Origin of the sequence: Virgibacillus sp. LDC1 (genome assembly GCF_025792345.1) — a bacterium.
Taxonomy (GTDB): Bacteria; Bacillota; Bacilli; order Paenibacillales; family Paenibacillaceae; genus Paenibacillus_AQ; species Paenibacillus_AQ lautus.
This window is the reverse complement of the sequence record NZ_JAOXLZ010000001.1, coordinates 3809423-3827042: the sequence shown is the minus strand read 5'-3', so window position 1 is coordinate 3827042 and position 17620 is coordinate 3809423. Positions and strand designations below refer to the sequence as shown.

Below are 17620 nucleotides of genomic sequence, written 5' to 3'. Positions count from 1 at the left end.
TACACATATAATGTGGAACATATGTGGAGCGCATGGAGCTGCTCTTCTTCATGAATGAGCCGCTTGATGTGGAGCTTACGAGGAGGGAAAAGGGTGCTCAGTCATATTTTCTCGTCTGCGCTGCTGGCCATGGCGTTAAGCCTGGACGGATTTGGCGCGGGGGTTACATACGGTCTGCGCAAAACAAGGATACCGCTGCTGTCTGTATTGATCATCTCGCTATGTTCCGGCTTGGTGCTCGGCGCCTCCATGCAGGCAGGCGCGCTGTTGCAGCGGTTCTTATCCCCATCTGTGGCGTCCGTGATCGGAGCCGCCATTTTGATTCTGCTGGGCTTATGGTCTCTATATCAGCAAGTTCGCAGAAAAAATGAGTCTGATGTGCAGCCGGTTTCTAATAGGGATATTTCCCAGTCCCTTATGGAAACGAAGGCGGCTGACTATCAAGTGAAATCACGACGTGAGGTTAACACGGCAGGTCAAGAGCATGTTCAGCGGGCGGTATTCTCTCTTGAGATTCCAAAGATCGGCATTGTTATTCAAATTCTCCGCAGTCCATCAAAAGCGGATCTGGACGACTCCGGCAGCATCTCCCCGTGGGAGGCGATGTGGCTCGGGATCGCGTTATCGCTCGATGCGTTCGGAGCAGGACTTGGCGCTGCCATGCTGGGCTTCTCACCGCTAGGTACGGCAGCTATCGTTTCCTTGTTTAGCGGGATATTCCTGGTGCTGGGCATGAGGGTTGGTTTACGCTTTGCATCCAAGGGCGGCATGCGTTTTATCTCTTATTTGCCTGCTTTTTTGTTAATCGTCATGGGTATAATGAAGCTGTTATGAGGTGAAGTCATGAATATCGGTTTAACCGGAGGAATTGCAACAGGCAAGAGCACCGTGTCCTCTATGTTGACCAAGAAGGGAGCACTTCTCGTCGATGCGGATCTCATCGCCCGGGAAGTCATGCTCCCGGGTCATCCGGTGCTGGGTAAAGTGACCGAACATTTTGGACAAGCGATCCTGTTTGAGGACGGTACGTTGAATCGAAAAAAACTCGGGGAAATGATCTTCCATCATCCCGAGCAGAGAACGGTGTTGAATGAGATCACGCACCCGGCGATCCGGCAGGAAATCCGGGAACGGACGGAAGCATATGAGCGGCAGTATCCCGACCGGCTCGTGGTAGCGGATATTCCGCTGCTGCTTGAGGCAAGGGAGCAGTATTCTTATCTTGACCAGATTGCTGTCGTTTATGTGCCGCGAGAGCTGCAGCTTGAGCGCCTGATGGTGCGCGATGATCTTAACCGGGAAGCGGCAGAAGCGCGTTTAAACAGCCAGATGGATATCGAGGAGAAGAAGCGTCTGGCGGATATCCTCATCGATAACAGCGGAACATTGGCCGAAACACAGCAGCAGGTGGACAACCTGTGGGGCAGGTTGGTTCGGTTATGAAGTGGCTCCGTAAAAAAAGAGTGCTGCTCCTGCTGTTTGTTTCTTTTGTAGCGCTGCTGTTTCTGAGCTCGAACTGGATGACCTTGCTGTATCCGATTCATTATAAGGATGAAATTCGGAAGCATGCCGCTTATTATGAGGTTGATCCATTCCTGGTGGCTTCCATCATACGAGTAGAAACGAACTTCAAGCCGGGCAAGGAGTCCAAGAAAGGCGCGCTGGGCATTATGCAGCTGATGCCGGATACGGCGAACTGGGCGATGGAAATGGCCAAGCTGCCGTCGGTGAACCTGCTGAGCGTGAAGAATGAAGTGGATGCGAATATCCAGCTCGGCACCTGGTATATTCAGAACCTGCACAAGGAAATGGACGGCAATCCGATTGCCGCTATCGCTGCCTATAATGCAGGCCCCGGGAACGTCAAGAATTGGATCAACAAGGGCATGTGGGATGGAACCTACGAGAATGTGAAGAGTATTCCCATCGGGGAAACCCGTCACTATGTACAGCGCGTGATTTATTATTATAATCAATATACGGATGTGTATAAGGACGGCTTTTAATGAAAAAAGAGCGCTGGACAGGCTCTTACATCGAGCCGTCCAACACTCCTTTTTTAAGGAAGAATCAATTATTGACCGGAGAATTGACCAGCCAATTGTTGCTCGGCCAGGGTTACAAGACGCTTTGTGATGTATCCCCCGATCGAACCGTTCTCGTAGGAAGTCATGTTACCTTGGTATCCGTCTTGTGGAATGGAGATACCAAGTTCTTGAGCTACCTCGTACTTCAATTGCTCAAGAGCAGCGTTTGCGCGAGGAACAACCAGGTTGTTGGAGTTGTTGTTGCTTTGTGCCATGTTAAGTTCACCTCCTTGGGTTGGTAAAAGTATTATGTCTCGGGTTTCGCATTTTCATAACATAAAAGAAAAAAGTTTTGCTGGTAAATTTTTCTTTAGCGCCATTAAGGCCAAAAAACGCTGAAACGAAGGAAGTGAAGTTGACTTTATGAAGTGTCCATATTGCAGTTATGCCGGGACGAAAGTGCTTGATTCCAGGCCTGCCAACGAGAATAAATCCATCCGCCGCCGCAGGGAATGCGAGCAGTGCAGCAAGAGATTCACAACCTTTGAGATGGTGGAGGAAACGCCGCTGATCGTCGTGAAGAAGGACGGAAGCCGCGAAGAATTCAGCCGGGAGAAGGTACTCCGCGGTTTGATACGTGCATGCGAGAAGCGTCCGGTATCGGTGGACCAGCTGGATATGATCGTATCGGATGTTGAGAAGGCACTGCGAAATACCGCAGCAGCAGAGGTGGAGAGCCGCCAGATCGGGGAGCTTCTGATGGAACGGTTATATCCGGTCGACGAAGTGGCTTACGTCCGGTTTGCATCCGTGTACCGGCAGTTCAAGGATATCAATATGTTTATGAAGGAACTGAAAAGCCTGCTGTCCAAGGATACGGACGGTCAGGAGCTGTAAGAGCGCCGGGGTTCCGCGTGATCCAGGTGCTCTTCCGGTGCTCCCATCCTCATCATCGATAAGTGACATGATATAGAGAAGTAAAAGGGATACAGCACGTCATCAAAAAATGTGAAAAACATGTTGACATGCCTGCTGATTTTTTATATGATATAGAAGTCGCTTACGGGGCCTTAGCTCAGCTGGGAGAGCGCATCGCTGGCAGCGATGAGGTCAGGGGTTCGATCCCCCTAGGCTCCATATGAAGAAAACCCTTGATGGTACATCAAGGGTTTTTTTGTTTTTTAATGACTTGTTAATTCTTTTCAGAAAAGGTCTTGGGGGCGAATTGGGGACGAAATTGAAAACAATGATGGGTAATCAATTTAAATCATGAAAACAAGCAGCATGGGGGTTCCCGGCGCTGCTTGTTTTATTTTCGCGACCCGATCCTATCCAAGGACAAACAATTTGCAATTCAAGTAAAGAAAGGACAGGGGCGCTCTGTCCTTTCTTTATAGATGAGGATAAACGCGTGATGAGTTTACGGTTCGATCAAGGTTTACAGATCGACTTTCCAGTTGCCCATCATCTTGGCGACTTCCGGATCGCGGTACGATAAGAAAAGACTTTTCCCCGTATCGAGGGTGGAAATTTGTTCGATATCGTCCGCGTTCAACGCAAAGTCGAAAATGTTGAAGTTTTCGACGATCCGCTCTTTTCTCACTGATTTTGGAATGACAACGACTTCACGTTGAACAAGCCAGCGCAGCACGACCTGAGCGACGGACTTGTTGTATTTTTCCGCGATCGAGGTCAGCACTTCGTTGCCAAACATGTTGTTGCGTCCTTCAGCGAGCGGCCCCCACGATTGGTGCTGCACTCCCTGCTCTTTCATAAAAGCGGTGTTCTCGATTTGCTGGTAGAACGGGTGCGTTTCGACCTGGTTGACGGCGGGCACGATTTTGTTATGCACGATGAGGTCCATAAGTCGATCGGGCAGGAAGTTGCTGACACCGATCGCTTTGATTTTGCCTTCGCGGTACAGGTCTTCCATCGCACGCCAAGCGCCGTAGTAATCGCCAAACGGCTGGTGAATAAGGTACAGATCGAGATAGTCGAGCTGCAGCTTCCTCAAGGATTTGGCAAACGCCAGCTTGGCACTCTCGTAGCCGGCATCCTGAACCCAGAGCTTGGTCGTGATGAACAGCTCTTCACGCGGTACGCCGCTGCGCTTGATCGCGCGTCCGACCGCTTCCTCATTCAGATAACCCGCGGCGGTGTCGATTAGGCGGTAACCGGCCATCAGCGCTTCATATACCGCATTCTCGCATTCTTCAGCATCGGGAATTTGGTAGACACCGAAGCCGATGATCGGCATTTTCATTCCGTTGTTCAATGTTACAGTTTGCATTGTAATTCCTCCTATGGTTCAAATGTAAAACGGCAAACGGCCGCGAATCCCGTGAATCGGGCACCTCAGCGGGGCTTCCGCTTTCGGTCGATTTGCATTACAATAAGCCTACTACCTTCGTGTTACACGAAGTCAAGCCGTCTTCAAAAATTTATTTTCCAAGGAGGATTACACATGCATACGGTCAAAGAAGCCGCCCTGATTACGGGACTTACCGAGCACGCCGTGCGCTTTTATACGGATAAAGGCCTGGTGCCAAGCGTACAGCGCAATCAAAACAACATTCGGATGTTCGACGAAGAATCGATCAACTGGCTGCATGGCGTCAAATGCCTCAAGCAATCCGGGATGCCGATTGAAGTCATTAAAACGTACGTCGACCTCTGCCTCGAAGGGGATTCGACCATTCCGCAACGCTACACACTCATAATGGAGCATAAAGAAGCGGCGCTCGTTAAGCTCGAAGAAGCCAAACAGCACATTGCCCATTTGGAACAAAAAACCGTCCTATATCAGGCCATTCTGGAGCACCGCGCTCCAGACACGACCAATCCCGGCAACTGGGACAAAATTCAGCATATGCATGGTGACGTATTTTACTCGCCTTCGGTTCGGAAGGCGTGAGAGATATTCGTCCGCACATCAACCGCATCGAAGAAAATCTTCGGTTTTAAACTCCTGATTGGCTTGGCAATGAACAAGATCCGCGTCACGCTAGATTGAACTATCGGGTACGACAGTATTATGGTTGATGATACGCATCCCCGTGCTGTCTGTAACGGCAAGTATTAGGACCTCCTTTTGCGGAGGGCCCCTTTTTCCTCAATTTGTTCAATTCACATCTGCCAATACTACCCAAATCATTGATTAAGTTACAAATATGTGCGTAATTACATTTCCGGGTTCTTTGCAAATACAATGGGAATATTAGATTTCTAAATTAATTTGAAGGAAGTGTGTTACATGAATCTTTTTTAGCTATCAAAATCTAAATGTGATTTTAAAATTGAAACGCCTATTCACCTTCCGTGAATACCTGGTAATATGGATGTTGACACTTATTTTATGGTAAAGTAAGACAAATCTCGGGAACAAATGTTATATTCACAAATATTTCAAAATTTAATTTAACAAATCCAAAGAAGAGACAGGAGTTTTTAAAATGACAAATAAAGTCGTACTCGAAACAGCTGCTAAACAATTTGCGGAGGCGACAGCCAACCCTCCCTATTTGTTTGATCATGGCCCGGTGAAAGGCCGCGAAGTCGTCGATCAAGTCCAATCCGGCTCTGTGAATAAATTGCCGGTTGAAATAGAAGAATTGACCATTAACGGCGGCCCTAAGGGTAGTGTGTCTCTTACCATTGTCCGCCCGCAAAATGCACCGAGCGTGCTTCCGGTTATTCTGTACACACACGGAGCCGGCTGGGTATTCGGTAACGCACATACGCATGATCGACTGATCCGCGAATTGGCCGTTGGCTCCCAATCTGCAGTTGTGTTCACAAATTACAGTTTATCTCCCGAGAATCGCTATCCGGTAGCGATCGAAGAAGTGTACGCGGCACTCGACTGGGTGGCAGAGAACGGGAGCAAATACGGATTTGATACCAACCGTATTGTAGTAGCTGGTGATAGCGTCGGAGGCAACATGAGCGCAGCCATTACGCTGATGGCCAAAGATCGAAAAGGGCCGAAGATTCACAAACAATTGTTGTTCTACCCGGTAACGGACGCTTCATTCGACAACGATTCCTACATACAATTCGCCGAAGGTTACTTTTTGCGTCGCGACGCGATGCAATGGTTCTGGGATCAATACACAACGGATCCGGAGCAAAGAAAAGAAATTTACGCATCTCCTCTGCAAGCGACAACTGAGCAATTGGCTGGGCTTCCTGAAGCTCTGGTAATTACAGGCGAAGCCGATGTATTGCGGGACGAGGGTGAAGCGTATGCCAATAAACTGCGGGAAGCCGGAGTTCGAGTAACGGCTGTTCGCTTCCAAGGCATCATCCATGACTTCGTGATGTTAAACGATTTGGCCGATACCGCGGCTGCTCGGGGAGCACTTCTACTGGCTAACGCTTGGATTCAGGTATAATCAACCCGGTTCAAGCACCTTTAGTAGATCCGAAGGTATCATCATTTTCGGATTTCAACTTATCTATATATTCCTTTCCTACTAAGAGTGAAAGACTTAAAGTTTCTCTTGCCCCAAAGTGGAAGACGGCACCTTTGGAGACATGCACGGAACTCCAGGTACCGTCTTCTTTTTTTCAGATTCGACCGTAAAATTCGAAAGGAAGGGGCGGACGATGTAAGTACTGATACTGTAATGAGGGTGACTGGGAAGGCGCCTGTCTCCTTCCAACAATTTGCACAGAGACACGCAGAAATCTGGATGCGGTAATTGGAATGGAATCAACAAAAATGAATATCAACAATACGTTGATAAATACGTTTCAAAATTAAAGGTCTAAAAAAATCCCATCAATTATGAATGATGGGATTTTTTTATTTATAAGAGATTTGAGATACCAAAGACGGCAAAGTATATAAGTTCTTGTCATAACTTAACGACAAGAACTTATATACGGAAAATTGACACTGTACCGGCTATACCACCACTGCGGTTCCGCTGACGGCCACCATCAGCATTCCCTCACGAATAACTTCATAGTCGATGTCCACTGCTATAATGGCGTTTGCCCCCAGGCGTACGGCTCGATCTTCCATCTCGACAAACGCTGCATCCCTTGCTTCCTGCAGCTTGTTTTCGTAAGCCCCTGAGCGCCCGCCGACAATATCCGTAATGGAGGCCAGAAAGTCCCTCACTACATTAGCACCCATAATGACTTCGCCGGTCACAATACCGATATACCTTTGAACAGGGTAACCTTCAATGGTGGATGTCGTTGTAATAATCATGCGATCTTCCTTCTTTCAAATAGATTTTTATAGCGAATACATGTAAAAATAACTTCCGAAAAAATGGCCCTTGCCAATCGTGAAACCAGGTTGGTACACCGCCCCCAGGATGTTGATCGCCTTGGTGGAGAAGGTTGCCTGATGACAATGACTGCATGACTAGAAGAATACGACCCATTTTTCCAGCGTGTGTGTCTTCCTTTTATTACGCCAACAGAGGAGGATTGGTTGCACGAGTGGACGTAATAAGCGGGTACGGATGGTTGTCAGGCGCCAGTCGGGCAGCTGACGGAGACGCTCACAGGCGTTCACGATCCATATTGTTTTGACCGACTCAACCGATTCCACCTATAAATATATCGGAAACTTTGACCGGGCAGAATTTACCCGGCAATAAAAAGCCAAGCGTCCCACAAGCCTTTACTTCAAGGCTTGCGGGGCGCTTTTTTGAAGCAAACATATGAAGCGAATGAATGAATCACTGATATATAATTTATGATTCAGGACCGCTGCATTGAGATTTAACATAGAATTTACAAGGCTTTTACAAATATATCATTGAATATGTCAGTGACATTCATTAAGTTTAAATCAGATCCCTTGCGGATTACGAGTCGACTCAACGATTAGAGGGATAATTTGATGAAAGATGTACGTTTGATTAAACAGAATCAATTATATCACCGGGTGGCGGATCAGGTAATCGAGATTATTCAAAGTCGTAGGCTGCGGCCGCATGATCCTGTTCCATCCGAAGGAGAGCTTGCCAAGCTGTTCGGCGTGAGTCGAATGACAAGCAAGCTGGCGCTTCAAAAGCTGGCAGAGCAGGGACTGGTATACCGCCTGCCCCGAAGAGGGACCTTCCTTGCCCAGCCGATAGAAGGTTTGATGGCCGATGGAGGAACTTCTCCCCAAGTCACCGAGGCGGCGCCGAACGTGGACAGGCTGGTTGGACAGATCGCACTCATTATGCCCCATCTATCCGATTACACTTCCAGAATCATCGCAGCAGCCGAGGCTGAAGTGCGAAAGCACGGGTGCGACCTCATTTTAAAAATGACGAAGGACTGCGACGATGAGGATCTTTGTCTGGAAAGGCTGGCCGAAGGAGGGATCACCGGTATCATTCTGTTTCCTCAGGGGCGGAAGACCTGCAGCGATCAGGTGCTGCGACTAAAGCTGCGCAAACTGCCGCTGGTGATCATCGATCGTATTTTCCATGAAGTGGAGATTGATTGCGTGTATCACGACCACTATACGGGCTCTTATCAAATGACGAAGTATTTGATCGAGAAGGGGCACCGGGAAGTCGGATACACTTCGAATCCGATCGACAATATCACAAGCCGGAAGGAACGGTATCAAGGCTATATCCAAGCGCTGCTCGACCATAAAATTCCGGTGAAGATCCAGAACATTCATTTTCGAAGCGTCGCTTGCGATACCAGCCGCATTAATGAGTGCGATCCGGAACAGGAGCAGTTTATTCTCGACAACCCCCGGATGACGGCCATCATGTGCGGGGATGACCATGTCGCCATCTCGACCATTCACACCGCACTGCAAATGGGGATTCCGGTTCCTGAAAAGCTGTCCATCGTCGGGTTCTCCGATATTCAGTTAGCGGCATATATTCCGACACCGCTTACGACGGTTCGACAAGATACCGAGAAGCTTGCCCGATCGGCCGTTGATTTGCTGATGAAGCGCGTGGGCAACTCCAACGAAAATCCCATCACCATTAAAATTCAAACATCGATTGTAGAACGACAATCCGTTCAATCCAGGACGTAAAAATGGATCACTACAGTTTGCATGGCAAGGAGACATGACTTTGAAAATTCACTTTCTAGGAACTGCAGCCGCAGAAGGCTTTCCCAATGCCTTTTGCCGCTGCGAGCATTGCAACAAAGCGCGGGAGCTTGGGGGAAAAAATATCCGTACGCGAACTTCCGCCATCCTGGACGATGTCATCAAGTTTGACTATTCCCCGGATTCCTATATGCAGGCGCTGCGGGACAATATCGATCTGGGAGCAATCGAGCACCTGTTGGTGACGCATTCGCATATGGACCATTACAATGCTGCTGATCTGGAATCCCGCAGGGAAGGAATTGCGCACGGCCTTCAGCATCCGATGCACATTTACGGGAATGGTACGGTGATGCATCACACGCGTGCCGCCATCGGCCGATTTGAAGGACAAAGGTATCAATTCCATCTGTTGCGCCCGTTTGAGACCTTCGCTATGGGCGATGCAACGGTAACGCCATTGTTGGCGGATCATGACCGCATGGAAACCTGTCTGTTATACGTGATCGAAAGGGAAGGAAAAAAACTGCTGTACGGGCACGATTCGGGCTGGTTCCCGGATGCGACATGGGCATGGTTAAAGGGCAAAAATCTGGATTGCGCCATCCTCGACTGCACGCATGGATATACGGGGAACTCCCGCGACCGCAATCATATGTGCGTCGAGACGGTGCTGGAAGTCCAGCGCGAGTTCCAAAAAGAAAATATCCTGAAGCCTGAAGGCCAAATCGTCGTCACACATTTTAGCCATAATTCCAAGCTGCTTCATGAGGATTTTGTCCGCATCTTCAGCCCCTTCGGAATTTTGCCGGCATATGACGGATTGATCATCAACATTTAAACCAAATAAAATGACACGATCAAAGGAGAGTTAAGGGAATCATGAGAAAACTTTCAATGGCGCTACTTCTCATTATGTGTGTGATTGTATCGGCTTGCGGAGGCGGCAACAATGCCGGCAATGCAAACTCGGGCACTTCGGAGTCCGGGGCTCCGGCCGGGTCGGAATCGTCGTCTACGGAACCGGTCCAGAATGAAAAGTTGATCGTGTATACGAATGCGAACTCTGACGGCCGCGGCGAATGGCTGATTGAGAAAGCGAAAGGTGCGGGCTTTGACATCGAAATTGTCGGAGCGGGCGGCGCCGACTTAACGAACCGGTTGATTGCCGAGAAGAACAACCCGATCGCGGACGTCGTATACGGCTTGAACAATATGCTTTATGAGAATTTGAAAAAGGAAGACGTTCTGGCTAAGTTTGTTCCAAGCTGGGCCGGAGATGTGGAGCAGGGCTTGAACGATCCGGAAGGCTACTATCATGGCCTTGTGAAGCAAGCGATTCTGCTTGGGTATAACCCGAACGAATTCACGGCCGATACCGCGCCAAAGGACTGGACCGACCTTTATAAGAACGATGCGTACAAAGGGAAGTACGAAGCTCCTACGCTGCTTGGACAAAATACGCCTCGTCTTATTGTAGCGGGCATTCTGACCCGTTTCCAAGATCCGAATGGTGATCTTGGTATATCCGAGGAAGGCTGGAATGAAATTCAGCAGTTGTATGACAACGGCGTCAGCGCAGTCGAGGGCGAAGACTTCTATGCCAATTTGGCCAGCGGCAAAACGCCGCTAGGGGCGCTCGTTTCCGGAACCCTGCAGCAGAAGGAAGAGCAATATAAAGTGAAGGCAGGCATTGTCAGTCCCGAAGTCGGCGTACCGATGGTCGTGGAACATGCAGCGCTCGTGAACGGAACGAAGAAACAGGCAACGGCGGAGCGGTTCGTAGAATGGCTCGGATCCAGCGAAATTCAAGGAGAATTTGCGGCTGAGTTCAATGCCATGCCGGCAAATACGAAAGCGGTCGAGCAAGCCAATGATTCCGTCAAGGAGCTGTTTACTTCGTTAAAACCACAAGATTTCGATTGGGCCTTTATTGCCGAAAACATGGATCTGTGGGCGGAGAAAATCGAGTTGGAGATTATGCACTAAATAACGGAATGGAGTCAAGCCGGCTGCATATTGGGAACGCCAATATGCAGCCGTTCATTCAAGTCCAACAAAAAGGAAGATAATAATATGATTACATTCCAGAACGTTGACATTAAATTCGGAGAATTTCATGCGGTCAAAAACCTTAATTTGCATATTCGGGAAGGGGAATTCTTCACGTTCCTCGGTCCCTCGGGTTGCGGGAAGACGACGACCCTCCGCAGTCTGGTCGGGTTTATTATGCCTACGAGCGGACAGATCCTGCTGAAAGACACCGACATTACCCGTTTGCCGATCGAAAAAAGAGAGATCGGGATGGTATTTCAAAGCTATGCGCTGTTTCCGACGATGAATGTGTACGAGAATATCGCTTTTGGCTTGCGTGTCAAGAAGTCTTCGAAGGCGGAAGTGGACCAGAAGGTAAAGGACATTGCCCGGAAGGTTGATCTGAAAGATGATCAGCTGTTCAAGAAAGTATCGGAACTATCCGGCGGCCAGCAGCAGCGCGTTGCGATTGCCAGGGCGCTGGTTTTGAAGCCGAGCATCTTGGTACTGGACGAGCCTTTATCCAACTTGGACGCCAAGCTGCGGGTACAGCTGCGCAATGAGCTGAAACAATTGCAGAAGAAATTCGGGATCACAACGATTTATGTCACGCACGACCAGGAAGAAGCGTTAACGCTGTCCGACCGGATTGGCGTATTCAATCATGGGGTCCTGGAGCAAGTGGGCACGCCCATGGAAGTTTACAATCAATCTCAAACCGAGTTTGTATGCAATTTCATAGGAGATATTAATCGGATCGATCCACGGATGGTAGAGAACAGCCGGTTAAAGGATATTGTTCAGCCAGGGAATATCGCCTATATCCGCAATGAGAAGGTAAGCCTGCAACCCCTGCAGGGGATCGATACGGTCCAACTGAAAGGCAAGATTGCGGACCGGGAATTTTACGGTTTATACAGCAAGTACGTATTGGAGATTGCCGGCGGCGGACGGTTAAAAATCATCGAAATAGAAAGCCCGCTCGTCCATCATGAGGTCGGTGACGATGTGGACATCTACCTCCCGGCCCGCGATATTTTGCAATATCCGATGAAGGAGGGGGAAGCATGAAAGCCCGGAACCTGAGCACCCGGCTGGCTTCCATAAACCCTTTCTCGATCCTTTTATACGGGTTGATTGTCTGGTTTGTCATTGCCTTCCTGATTTATCCGAACTTGAATATTTACGGCGAAATATTCTTTAAGGACGGCAAATTTACGCTGGAAGCGGCAGAGAAGCTGCTGTCGTCCGAACGCGCGATGAGAAGTTTATACAACAGCTTTATTCTCGCTTTTTCGCTTGTCATTACGGTAAATGTGGTGGGCATTACGCTGGTTTTGATTTCGGAATATTTCGATATCAAAGGCGCGAAGATTTTGCGGTTGGGTTACTTTACGACCCTGATTTACAGCGGAGTCGTGCTGGTGTCCGGCTATAAATTCGTCTATGGCGAAGAGGGGTTTATGACCAAGCTCTTAGTTCAATTGTTCCCTTCCTTTGATACGACATGGTTTCATGGCTATTGGGCGGTTCTATTCGTCATGACGTTCGCCTGCACGTCCAATCACTTTCTGTTCCTGAGCAATGCGATTCGCAAAATCGACTTCCAAACGGTGGAAGCCGCGAGAAATATGGGGGCGTCTACGGGGTATATCCTATGGCGGGTCGTACTTCCGGTCCTGAAGCCTACGATCTACGCGCTGACGATCCTGACTTTTCTCACCGGCCTGGCTGCGACGTCCGCGCCGCTTATCCTGGGGGGCAAGGAATTCCAGACGATTACGCCGATGATTCTGACATTCTCGAGAAGCATGACGTCAAGAGACTTGGCTGCGCTGCTGGCTCTTATTCTCGGAGTGGCCACACTGGTGTTGTTGACCGTGATGATCCGGTTCGAACGTAAGGGCAACTTCATGTCGGTCTCCAAAGTCAAATCGGAGCTGGTCAAACAAAAAATCCGCAGCAAATCCGGTAACATAGCTGCTCATATTCTGGCTTACGGCCTGTTTGTTCTTTACATCGTTCCGGTTGTGCTGATCATCATCTTTTCGTTCACCGATGCGGCCAGTATCTCGACCGCCACGTTGAATTTGAACAGCTTCACGTTGGATAATTACATTCAAGTGTTTTCATCCATGTCGGCATTCAAACCTTATCTCGTAAGTATTCTATATGCCGCGGGAGCCTCGGTCATTGTCGTCGCATTGGCGCTGGCCGCGTCAAGGATCTTACATAAATATAAGAACAAGTGGGCGCTTGCCCTGGAATACGCATTGCTGATTCCGTGGATTCTGCCGTCAACGCTGATTGCAATCGGACTGATCGTAACCTTTAACACGCCAAAGCTGATGATCGGGAATACGGTGCTGGTTGGCACGGTCTGGATGCTTCTGATTGCTTATGTCATCGTCCATATTCCTTTCACCCTGCGAATGGTCAAGGCCTCCTTCTTCAGCTTGGACAGCAATCTGGAAGACGCTGCAAGGAATTTGGGTGCCAAACCGTTCTATACGTTCAGAAAAGTATTGCTGCCGATCATTCTACCGTCGACGCTTGCTGTTCTTGCCTTGAATTTCAACGGAATTTTGGCCGATTATGACGTTACCGTGTTCCTCTATCATCCTTTGTACCAGCCGTTAGGAATCGTCATCAAGAACAGTACGGATGCGCAGGCGCTAGCAGATACCAAAGCGTTGACATTGGTGTATTCGGTGATACTGATGATCATGTCCTCCGTTACTTTATATTTCGTTTATGGAAGAAACAGCAGATCTTGAGGGCAATGACTTTCTTTCACATAGAATCGCGGTCATCGGGACTGAGCGATCCGTCGTGAATCACTTTTAGGATGATTCCTGTAGTAAACAGGAGTCATCTTTTTTATTTCCATGGGTACCGGTACCGCGTTAAGTCAGCGAACGCCTGCATCACCTATAAAGACGAATCCAAGTTTACCCTTTATACTATAATCATTCCTGAGCTATGATAACGGAAATATTCTACTTTTGCGAAACCGCTTACTTCTATAGGGGAGGCCTGACGATGAATATCAAGCCAAGGTACCGAGGCCTTAGACAATTAACGTGGCAATCGATCCGGGTCAGGATGATTGGAGGATTACTGCTGGTCGTCATGCCATTGATCGGATTTCTGTTGTATTCCAACATATACGCCATTGATGTAGTCCGTAATCAGGTAGCAAGTTCCAACAAGGATTTGCTGGTACTCTACAGGGATCAAATTGATGCAAAACTGAAAGAGGCTGACGATTATCTCATTGAATTGATGATAGGAACGGATTTGAATGAATTGGATTATGCTTTGAATCCGGAAGAACGATTTTTCGCTTCCCAGCGCGTTGCTGCCAATCTCTCCAGCTCGATTTCACGATATAGCGTCCTAGACGGTCTGTACGTATACGAGCCTTCCAGCGACAATTATTATTATTCGTTCCAGACCCGCTCGACGTACGAGGACCGGCAGTATATTAGGTCGCATGTATACGAGACTTTGAAGGCTGGCGCATCCCCTTTGGAATTAAATCGAAAGAAATGGTACGTCCAGAATCATAACGGCCAAACCTACCTTATCCGTCTATGGAAGATGAAAAACGGTACGACAGTAGGCGCTTGGTTGAATGCTCGTTCCTTTCAAACCCCGCTTGAGCTGCTAAGCGTTGGGAATAAAGGAGCCGCCCTCCTGATCGATGACCGAGGAAAAGCGATGGTCAATCAAACCTTCATCCGCGATAGCGGCGTCGAGGTGCAGCTCAATCCGCAGTCCTATTATTTAACGGGAACCTCCAGCCGTTATTTGACGGTCGGGGAACACTCGCGGTTGGGCGAGTTCAGCTTGTATGCTTTTATTCCGGAAGAGACGATATTGCAGCACCTGCCCACCTTAAAAACCATTTCTACCCTATTGCCTTTCGGGTCCGTGGTTATTCTGATCATCGGATTGATTTTGCTTCGAAAGTGGCTGCTGGTTCCCATAAACCGACTGCTCAGAGCGATGAATCGGATCCAACAAGGCCATGTCGACACGCAAATCCGGGAGTATCCAACCTCCATCGAGTTTCGAGTCATGAACGATACGTTCAATAGCATGGTCGGACAAATCAAAAGCCTCCGGATCAACATTTATGAAGAGCAATTGAACAAGCAAAAAGCGGAGCTTCAGCATTTGCAATTGCAGATCAAACCGCATTTTTACATCAATGCTCTGAATATGATACATACGTTGGCCCGCAGAAACGATGTGAGGCGGATTGAGGACATGTCGCTTTATATGGTCCGTTATTTTCGCTACATGTTTCAAAGCAATTTGACGTTCGTTTCGTTAAAGGATGAAATCCAGCATATTCGCAATTATCTGAACATTCAGGAGCTGAGGTTTCCGAGCCAAATTGTCCATGAAATTGAGGTGCCGGACTTTCTCCTGCGGACTCCTGTTCCCCCGCTTGTCATTCAGACGCTCGTGGAGAATGCGATGAAGCACGCCATATCACTCGATGAGCCGGTTCGGGTTCAAGTCCGGGTGGAAATGGATGAGTCTCCGGAACGAGGACTCATCATTCAGATTCAAGATACAGGTCCCGGTTTTAAAGAGGGAATGATTGATAAAATCGCTGCCGATGAACGGATCATCGACGAGGAGGGAGAGCACATCGGCTTCTGGAACTTGAAGCAAAGGCTGCGCCTTCTCTACGGAAATCGGGCAAAGGTGGAGCTGCGAAACGTTCAACCGCACGGAGCCATGGTTGAACTGAGGCTTCCCTTCTCGTCGGATGGGGGCACGACAGTATAGAAAGGGGCATTCCAAGATGCTAAACATGATGATCGTTGACGATGAGAAGCTGTTAACCGACTCGCTAAAGTCGGATGTGGATTGGCAAAGCTTAGGAATCGAAGCCGTTTTTACCGCTTATAATGTCCGCCAAGCCAAGGAAGTGTTTGAACAGGAACGGGTTGATCTTATTTTGTGCGATATCGAGATGCCTCAAGAAAGCGGGCTGGAGCTGCTTGCATGGGTCAGGAATAACTACCCGCAAACGGAGACCGTGTTTATGACATGCCATGCCGAGTTCAAACTGGCGCAGCGAGCGCTCCAGCTGGGCAGCTTCGATTATTTGCTCAAACCGATTCCGGGCGATGAGCTCCAGCAAGTGATCGGCAAAGTCGTGGAAAAAATCATGAAAGATCAAGAGGTGCAGCAATATAGCCGGATCGGCCAGTTCTGGGCGCGTCATCAACCGCTGCTAGCGGAACGGTTATGGCTCGACGTGATCAACCATACGATCCCTTCACATCCCGAACACATTCAAAGGGCGGCGGAAGAGCGAAATATTCCCTTCGACCGGCGTATGAGACTCCTTCCCATCCTGATCTCCGTGCAGCGCTATCACAAAACGTTTTCTCCCCGCGACGAGAAGATCATCGAATACGCGTTGATGAACAGCGGCGAAGAAATACTGCATGTTCACGGAAACGGGCTGCTGTTCGGATTAACTGAAGGTAATCTTCTCGCGCTAATTCCTTTTGAACGGGAAGCGGAATCGCTTAAAGAGACGCTGCGGAATCGCAGCGAGGAATTCATAGCATCGTGCACGGTATGGTTTTATTGCGACGTATCGATCTATATTGGGAATGCGGTGTTCGGCCATGAAGTGAGAGAAATGGTCGGCCAGTTGGTGCGATGGGACAAAGGCAATGTGACGTTTACGAATAAGGTCTTCGTTTGGGGGAGCAAGCAGCCTATCCATGACGCCATTAAGATCCCGGACATGAATGCATGGTCGATCATGCTGAAAGAGGGACAAGGTGATCAGGTTGTGATCGAGGCCGAGGTTGTTTTGAAAAGCTGGATCGGGACCGAAGGGCCCGGGGCAGAGACGCTTCAACGCTTTCATCACAACTTTCTCCAGATGGTATTTTACGTATTGAAGCTTAAAGGAATCGAGGCCCATCTCCTCTTCGAAGACGAAGCGTCCGAACGATTATACCAACGGGCCGTCCGTTCGGTATCGGACATGATCCTCTGGGTGAGGCATACCGTCAACACAGCGATGGAATCGATGGGGACTCTGCAGCGAACGGACTCCATCATCGATAAAGTGGAACAGTTTATTCAGGAACGGATCGAATCGGAAGAGCTGTCCCGAGAAACGGTGGCGAACCATGTCTTTCTCAATCCTGATTATCTGGACCGTTTGTTCAAGAAAGAGGCCGGGGCATCCGTCACCGAATACATCATGAGGAGGCGTCTGGATCTGGCAAAAGATTTGCTCCTGAAAACCAATTTGCCGATCGGCGCTATCGCTTCGCAAACCGGCTATTCGAATTTCGCCCACTTCTCTCGGAGATTCAAAAAGCAGTTCGGCATGAGCCCTGCCGATTACCGCAAGCAAGCTGCCAACGGCTCGATCAAGGAAAAGTCGATTTGATGCAAATTCCATGTCGAAATCGGAGTAGTTGTTGGACATGGTGGCCCGTACAATGAAAGCAGGCTCGGAATGATCCGAATCCAT

16 protein-coding genes and 1 tRNA gene are annotated in these 17620 nt (G+C 48.9%); 14 read left to right on the top strand and 3 right to left on the bottom strand.

The genetic code is table 11. The features are described from left to right. Positions 1–93 precede the first annotated feature (93 nt). Genes OHJ21_RS17200 through OHJ21_RS17190 form a run of 3 tightly spaced genes read left to right on the top strand, consistent with a single transcriptional unit; the run spans position 94 to position 2006 of the window. Positions 94–834 (top strand): MntP/YtaF family protein, encoded by a 741-nt coding sequence (locus OHJ21_RS17200; protein WP_100538782.1) that lies wholly within the window; start codon positions 94–96, stop codon positions 832–834. A gap of 9 nt (positions 835–843) precedes the next feature. Continuing rightward, positions 844–1443, top strand: a complete 600-nt coding sequence (gene coaE / locus OHJ21_RS17195) for a dephospho-CoA kinase (protein ID WP_100538781.1) — start codon at positions 844–846, stop codon at positions 1441–1443. Then, positions 1440–2006 carry a lytic transglycosylase domain-containing protein gene (locus OHJ21_RS17190; RefSeq protein ID WP_100539503.1) on the top strand — a complete coding sequence of 189 codons (567 nt, stop codon included), beginning with the start codon at positions 1440–1442 and terminating at the stop codon, positions 2004–2006. Before coaE ends, OHJ21_RS17190 begins: the two co-directional genes overlap by 4 nt. 68 nt (positions 2007–2074) lie before the next feature. On the opposite strand, the gene OHJ21_RS17185 is transcribed toward OHJ21_RS17190, so the two are convergent. Then, complete coding sequence (locus OHJ21_RS17185; RefSeq protein WP_053492022.1) at positions 2075–2302, bottom strand: alpha/beta-type small acid-soluble spore protein; 228 nt, start codon at positions 2300–2302, stop codon at positions 2075–2077. A gap of 148 nt (positions 2303–2450) precedes the next feature. On the opposite strand from OHJ21_RS17185, the gene nrdR reads away from it, so the two are divergent. After that, on the top strand, positions 2451–2924 hold the full coding sequence (gene nrdR, locus OHJ21_RS17180) for a transcriptional regulator NrdR (protein WP_071218088.1): 474 nt from the start codon (positions 2451–2453) through the stop codon (positions 2922–2924). A gap of 167 nt (positions 2925–3091) precedes the next feature. After that, positions 3092–3164 (top strand) — tRNA-Ala (locus OHJ21_RS17175). A gap of 301 nt (positions 3165–3465) precedes the next feature. On the opposite strand, the gene OHJ21_RS17170 is transcribed toward OHJ21_RS17175, so the two are convergent. Next, positions 3466–4317 carry an aldo/keto reductase gene (locus OHJ21_RS17170; RefSeq protein WP_486020657.1) on the bottom strand — a complete coding sequence of 284 codons (852 nt, stop codon included), beginning with the start codon at positions 4315–4317 and terminating at the stop codon, positions 3466–3468. A gap of 174 nt (positions 4318–4491) precedes the next feature. Here OHJ21_RS17170 and OHJ21_RS17165 point away from each other — a divergent pair, with 174 nt between their 5' ends. Both OHJ21_RS17165 and OHJ21_RS17160 read left to right on the top strand, forming a co-directional pair. Next, entirely contained in the window at positions 4492–4941 is a 450-nt protein-coding gene (locus OHJ21_RS17165; protein ID WP_100538779.1) for a MerR family transcriptional regulator, read from the top strand. A 538-nt stretch (positions 4942–5479) separates the two neighbouring features. Next, positions 5480–6421 (top strand): alpha/beta hydrolase, encoded by a 942-nt coding sequence (locus OHJ21_RS17160; RefSeq protein ID WP_326114495.1) that lies wholly within the window; start codon positions 5480–5482, stop codon positions 6419–6421. A 515-nt stretch (positions 6422–6936) separates the two neighbouring features. Here the strand turns inward: OHJ21_RS17160 and OHJ21_RS17155 are convergent. Then, positions 6937–7248: a YbjQ family protein gene (locus OHJ21_RS17155; RefSeq protein ID WP_076323519.1), complete on the bottom strand. Its 312-nt coding sequence runs from the start codon at positions 7246–7248 to the stop codon at positions 6937–6939. Positions 7249–7890: 642 nt separating this feature from the next. On the opposite strand from OHJ21_RS17155, the gene OHJ21_RS17150 reads away from it, so the two are divergent. The 7 genes from OHJ21_RS17150 (at position 7891) to OHJ21_RS17120 (ending at position 17536) form a co-directional block, all read left to right on the top strand. Further along, entirely contained in the window at positions 7891–9042 is a 1152-nt protein-coding gene (locus OHJ21_RS17150; RefSeq protein WP_100538777.1) for a GntR family transcriptional regulator, read from the top strand. 40 nt (positions 9043–9082) lie between these two features. After that, positions 9083–9901: an MBL fold metallo-hydrolase gene (locus OHJ21_RS17145; protein ID WP_100538776.1), complete on the top strand. Its 819-nt coding sequence runs from the start codon at positions 9083–9085 to the stop codon at positions 9899–9901. A 41-nt stretch (positions 9902–9942) separates the two neighbouring features. Continuing rightward, a complete protein-coding gene (locus OHJ21_RS17140; protein WP_202619000.1) occupies positions 9943–11049 on the top strand; it encodes an extracellular solute-binding protein in 1107 nt (368 codons plus the stop codon). Positions 11050–11136: 87 nt separating this feature from the next. Continuing rightward, positions 11137–12165 (top strand): ABC transporter ATP-binding protein, encoded by a 1029-nt coding sequence (locus OHJ21_RS17135; protein ID WP_486020655.1) that lies wholly within the window; start codon positions 11137–11139, stop codon positions 12163–12165. Then, positions 12162–13871 (top strand): ABC transporter permease, encoded by a 1710-nt coding sequence (locus OHJ21_RS17130; RefSeq protein WP_100538773.1) that lies wholly within the window; start codon positions 12162–12164, stop codon positions 13869–13871. Before OHJ21_RS17135 ends, OHJ21_RS17130 begins: the two co-directional genes overlap by 4 nt. 265 nt (positions 13872–14136) lie before the next feature. Continuing rightward, on the top strand, positions 14137–15900 hold the full coding sequence (locus tag OHJ21_RS17125) for a sensor histidine kinase (protein WP_486020653.1): 1764 nt from the start codon (positions 14137–14139) through the stop codon (positions 15898–15900). A gap of 16 nt (positions 15901–15916) precedes the next feature. Further along, positions 15917–17536, top strand: coding sequence for a helix-turn-helix domain-containing protein (locus OHJ21_RS17120; RefSeq protein ID WP_486020651.1), 1620 nt, complete (start codon positions 15917–15919; stop codon positions 17534–17536). The last annotated feature ends 84 nt before the right edge of the window (positions 17537–17620 follow it).

Coding starts and splice junctions, on each gene's coding strand:
- coaE (WP_100538781.1), top strand. CDS start 844: ATGAATATCGGTTTAACCGGAGGAATTGCAACAGGCAAGAGCACCGTG.
- OHJ21_RS17190 (WP_100539503.1), top strand. CDS start 1,440: ATGAAGTGGCTCCGTAAAAAAAGAGTGCTGCTCCTGCTGTTTGTTTCT.
- OHJ21_RS17185 (WP_053492022.1), bottom strand. CDS start 2,302: ATGGCACAAAGCAACAACAACTCCAACAACCTGGTTGTTCCTCGCGCA.
- nrdR (WP_071218088.1), top strand. CDS start 2,451: ATGAAGTGTCCATATTGCAGTTATGCCGGGACGAAAGTGCTTGATTCC.
- OHJ21_RS17170 (WP_486020657.1), bottom strand. CDS start 4,317: ATGCAAACTGTAACATTGAACAACGGAATGAAAATGCCGATCATCGGC.
- OHJ21_RS17165 (WP_100538779.1), top strand. CDS start 4,492: ATGCATACGGTCAAAGAAGCCGCCCTGATTACGGGACTTACCGAGCAC.
- OHJ21_RS17160 (WP_326114495.1), top strand. CDS start 5,480: ATGACAAATAAAGTCGTACTCGAAACAGCTGCTAAACAATTTGCGGAG.
- OHJ21_RS17155 (WP_076323519.1), bottom strand. CDS start 7,248: ATGATTATTACAACGACATCCACCATTGAAGGTTACCCTGTTCAAAGG.
- OHJ21_RS17150 (WP_100538777.1), top strand. CDS start 7,891: ATGAAAGATGTACGTTTGATTAAACAGAATCAATTATATCACCGGGTG.
- OHJ21_RS17140 (WP_202619000.1), top strand. CDS start 9,943: ATGAGAAAACTTTCAATGGCGCTACTTCTCATTATGTGTGTGATTGTA.
- OHJ21_RS17135 (WP_486020655.1), top strand. CDS start 11,137: ATGATTACATTCCAGAACGTTGACATTAAATTCGGAGAATTTCATGCG.
- OHJ21_RS17130 (WP_100538773.1), top strand. CDS start 12,162: ATGAAAGCCCGGAACCTGAGCACCCGGCTGGCTTCCATAAACCCTTTC.
- OHJ21_RS17125 (WP_486020653.1), top strand. CDS start 14,137: ATGAATATCAAGCCAAGGTACCGAGGCCTTAGACAATTAACGTGGCAA.
- OHJ21_RS17120 (WP_486020651.1), top strand. CDS start 15,917: ATGCTAAACATGATGATCGTTGACGATGAGAAGCTGTTAACCGACTCG.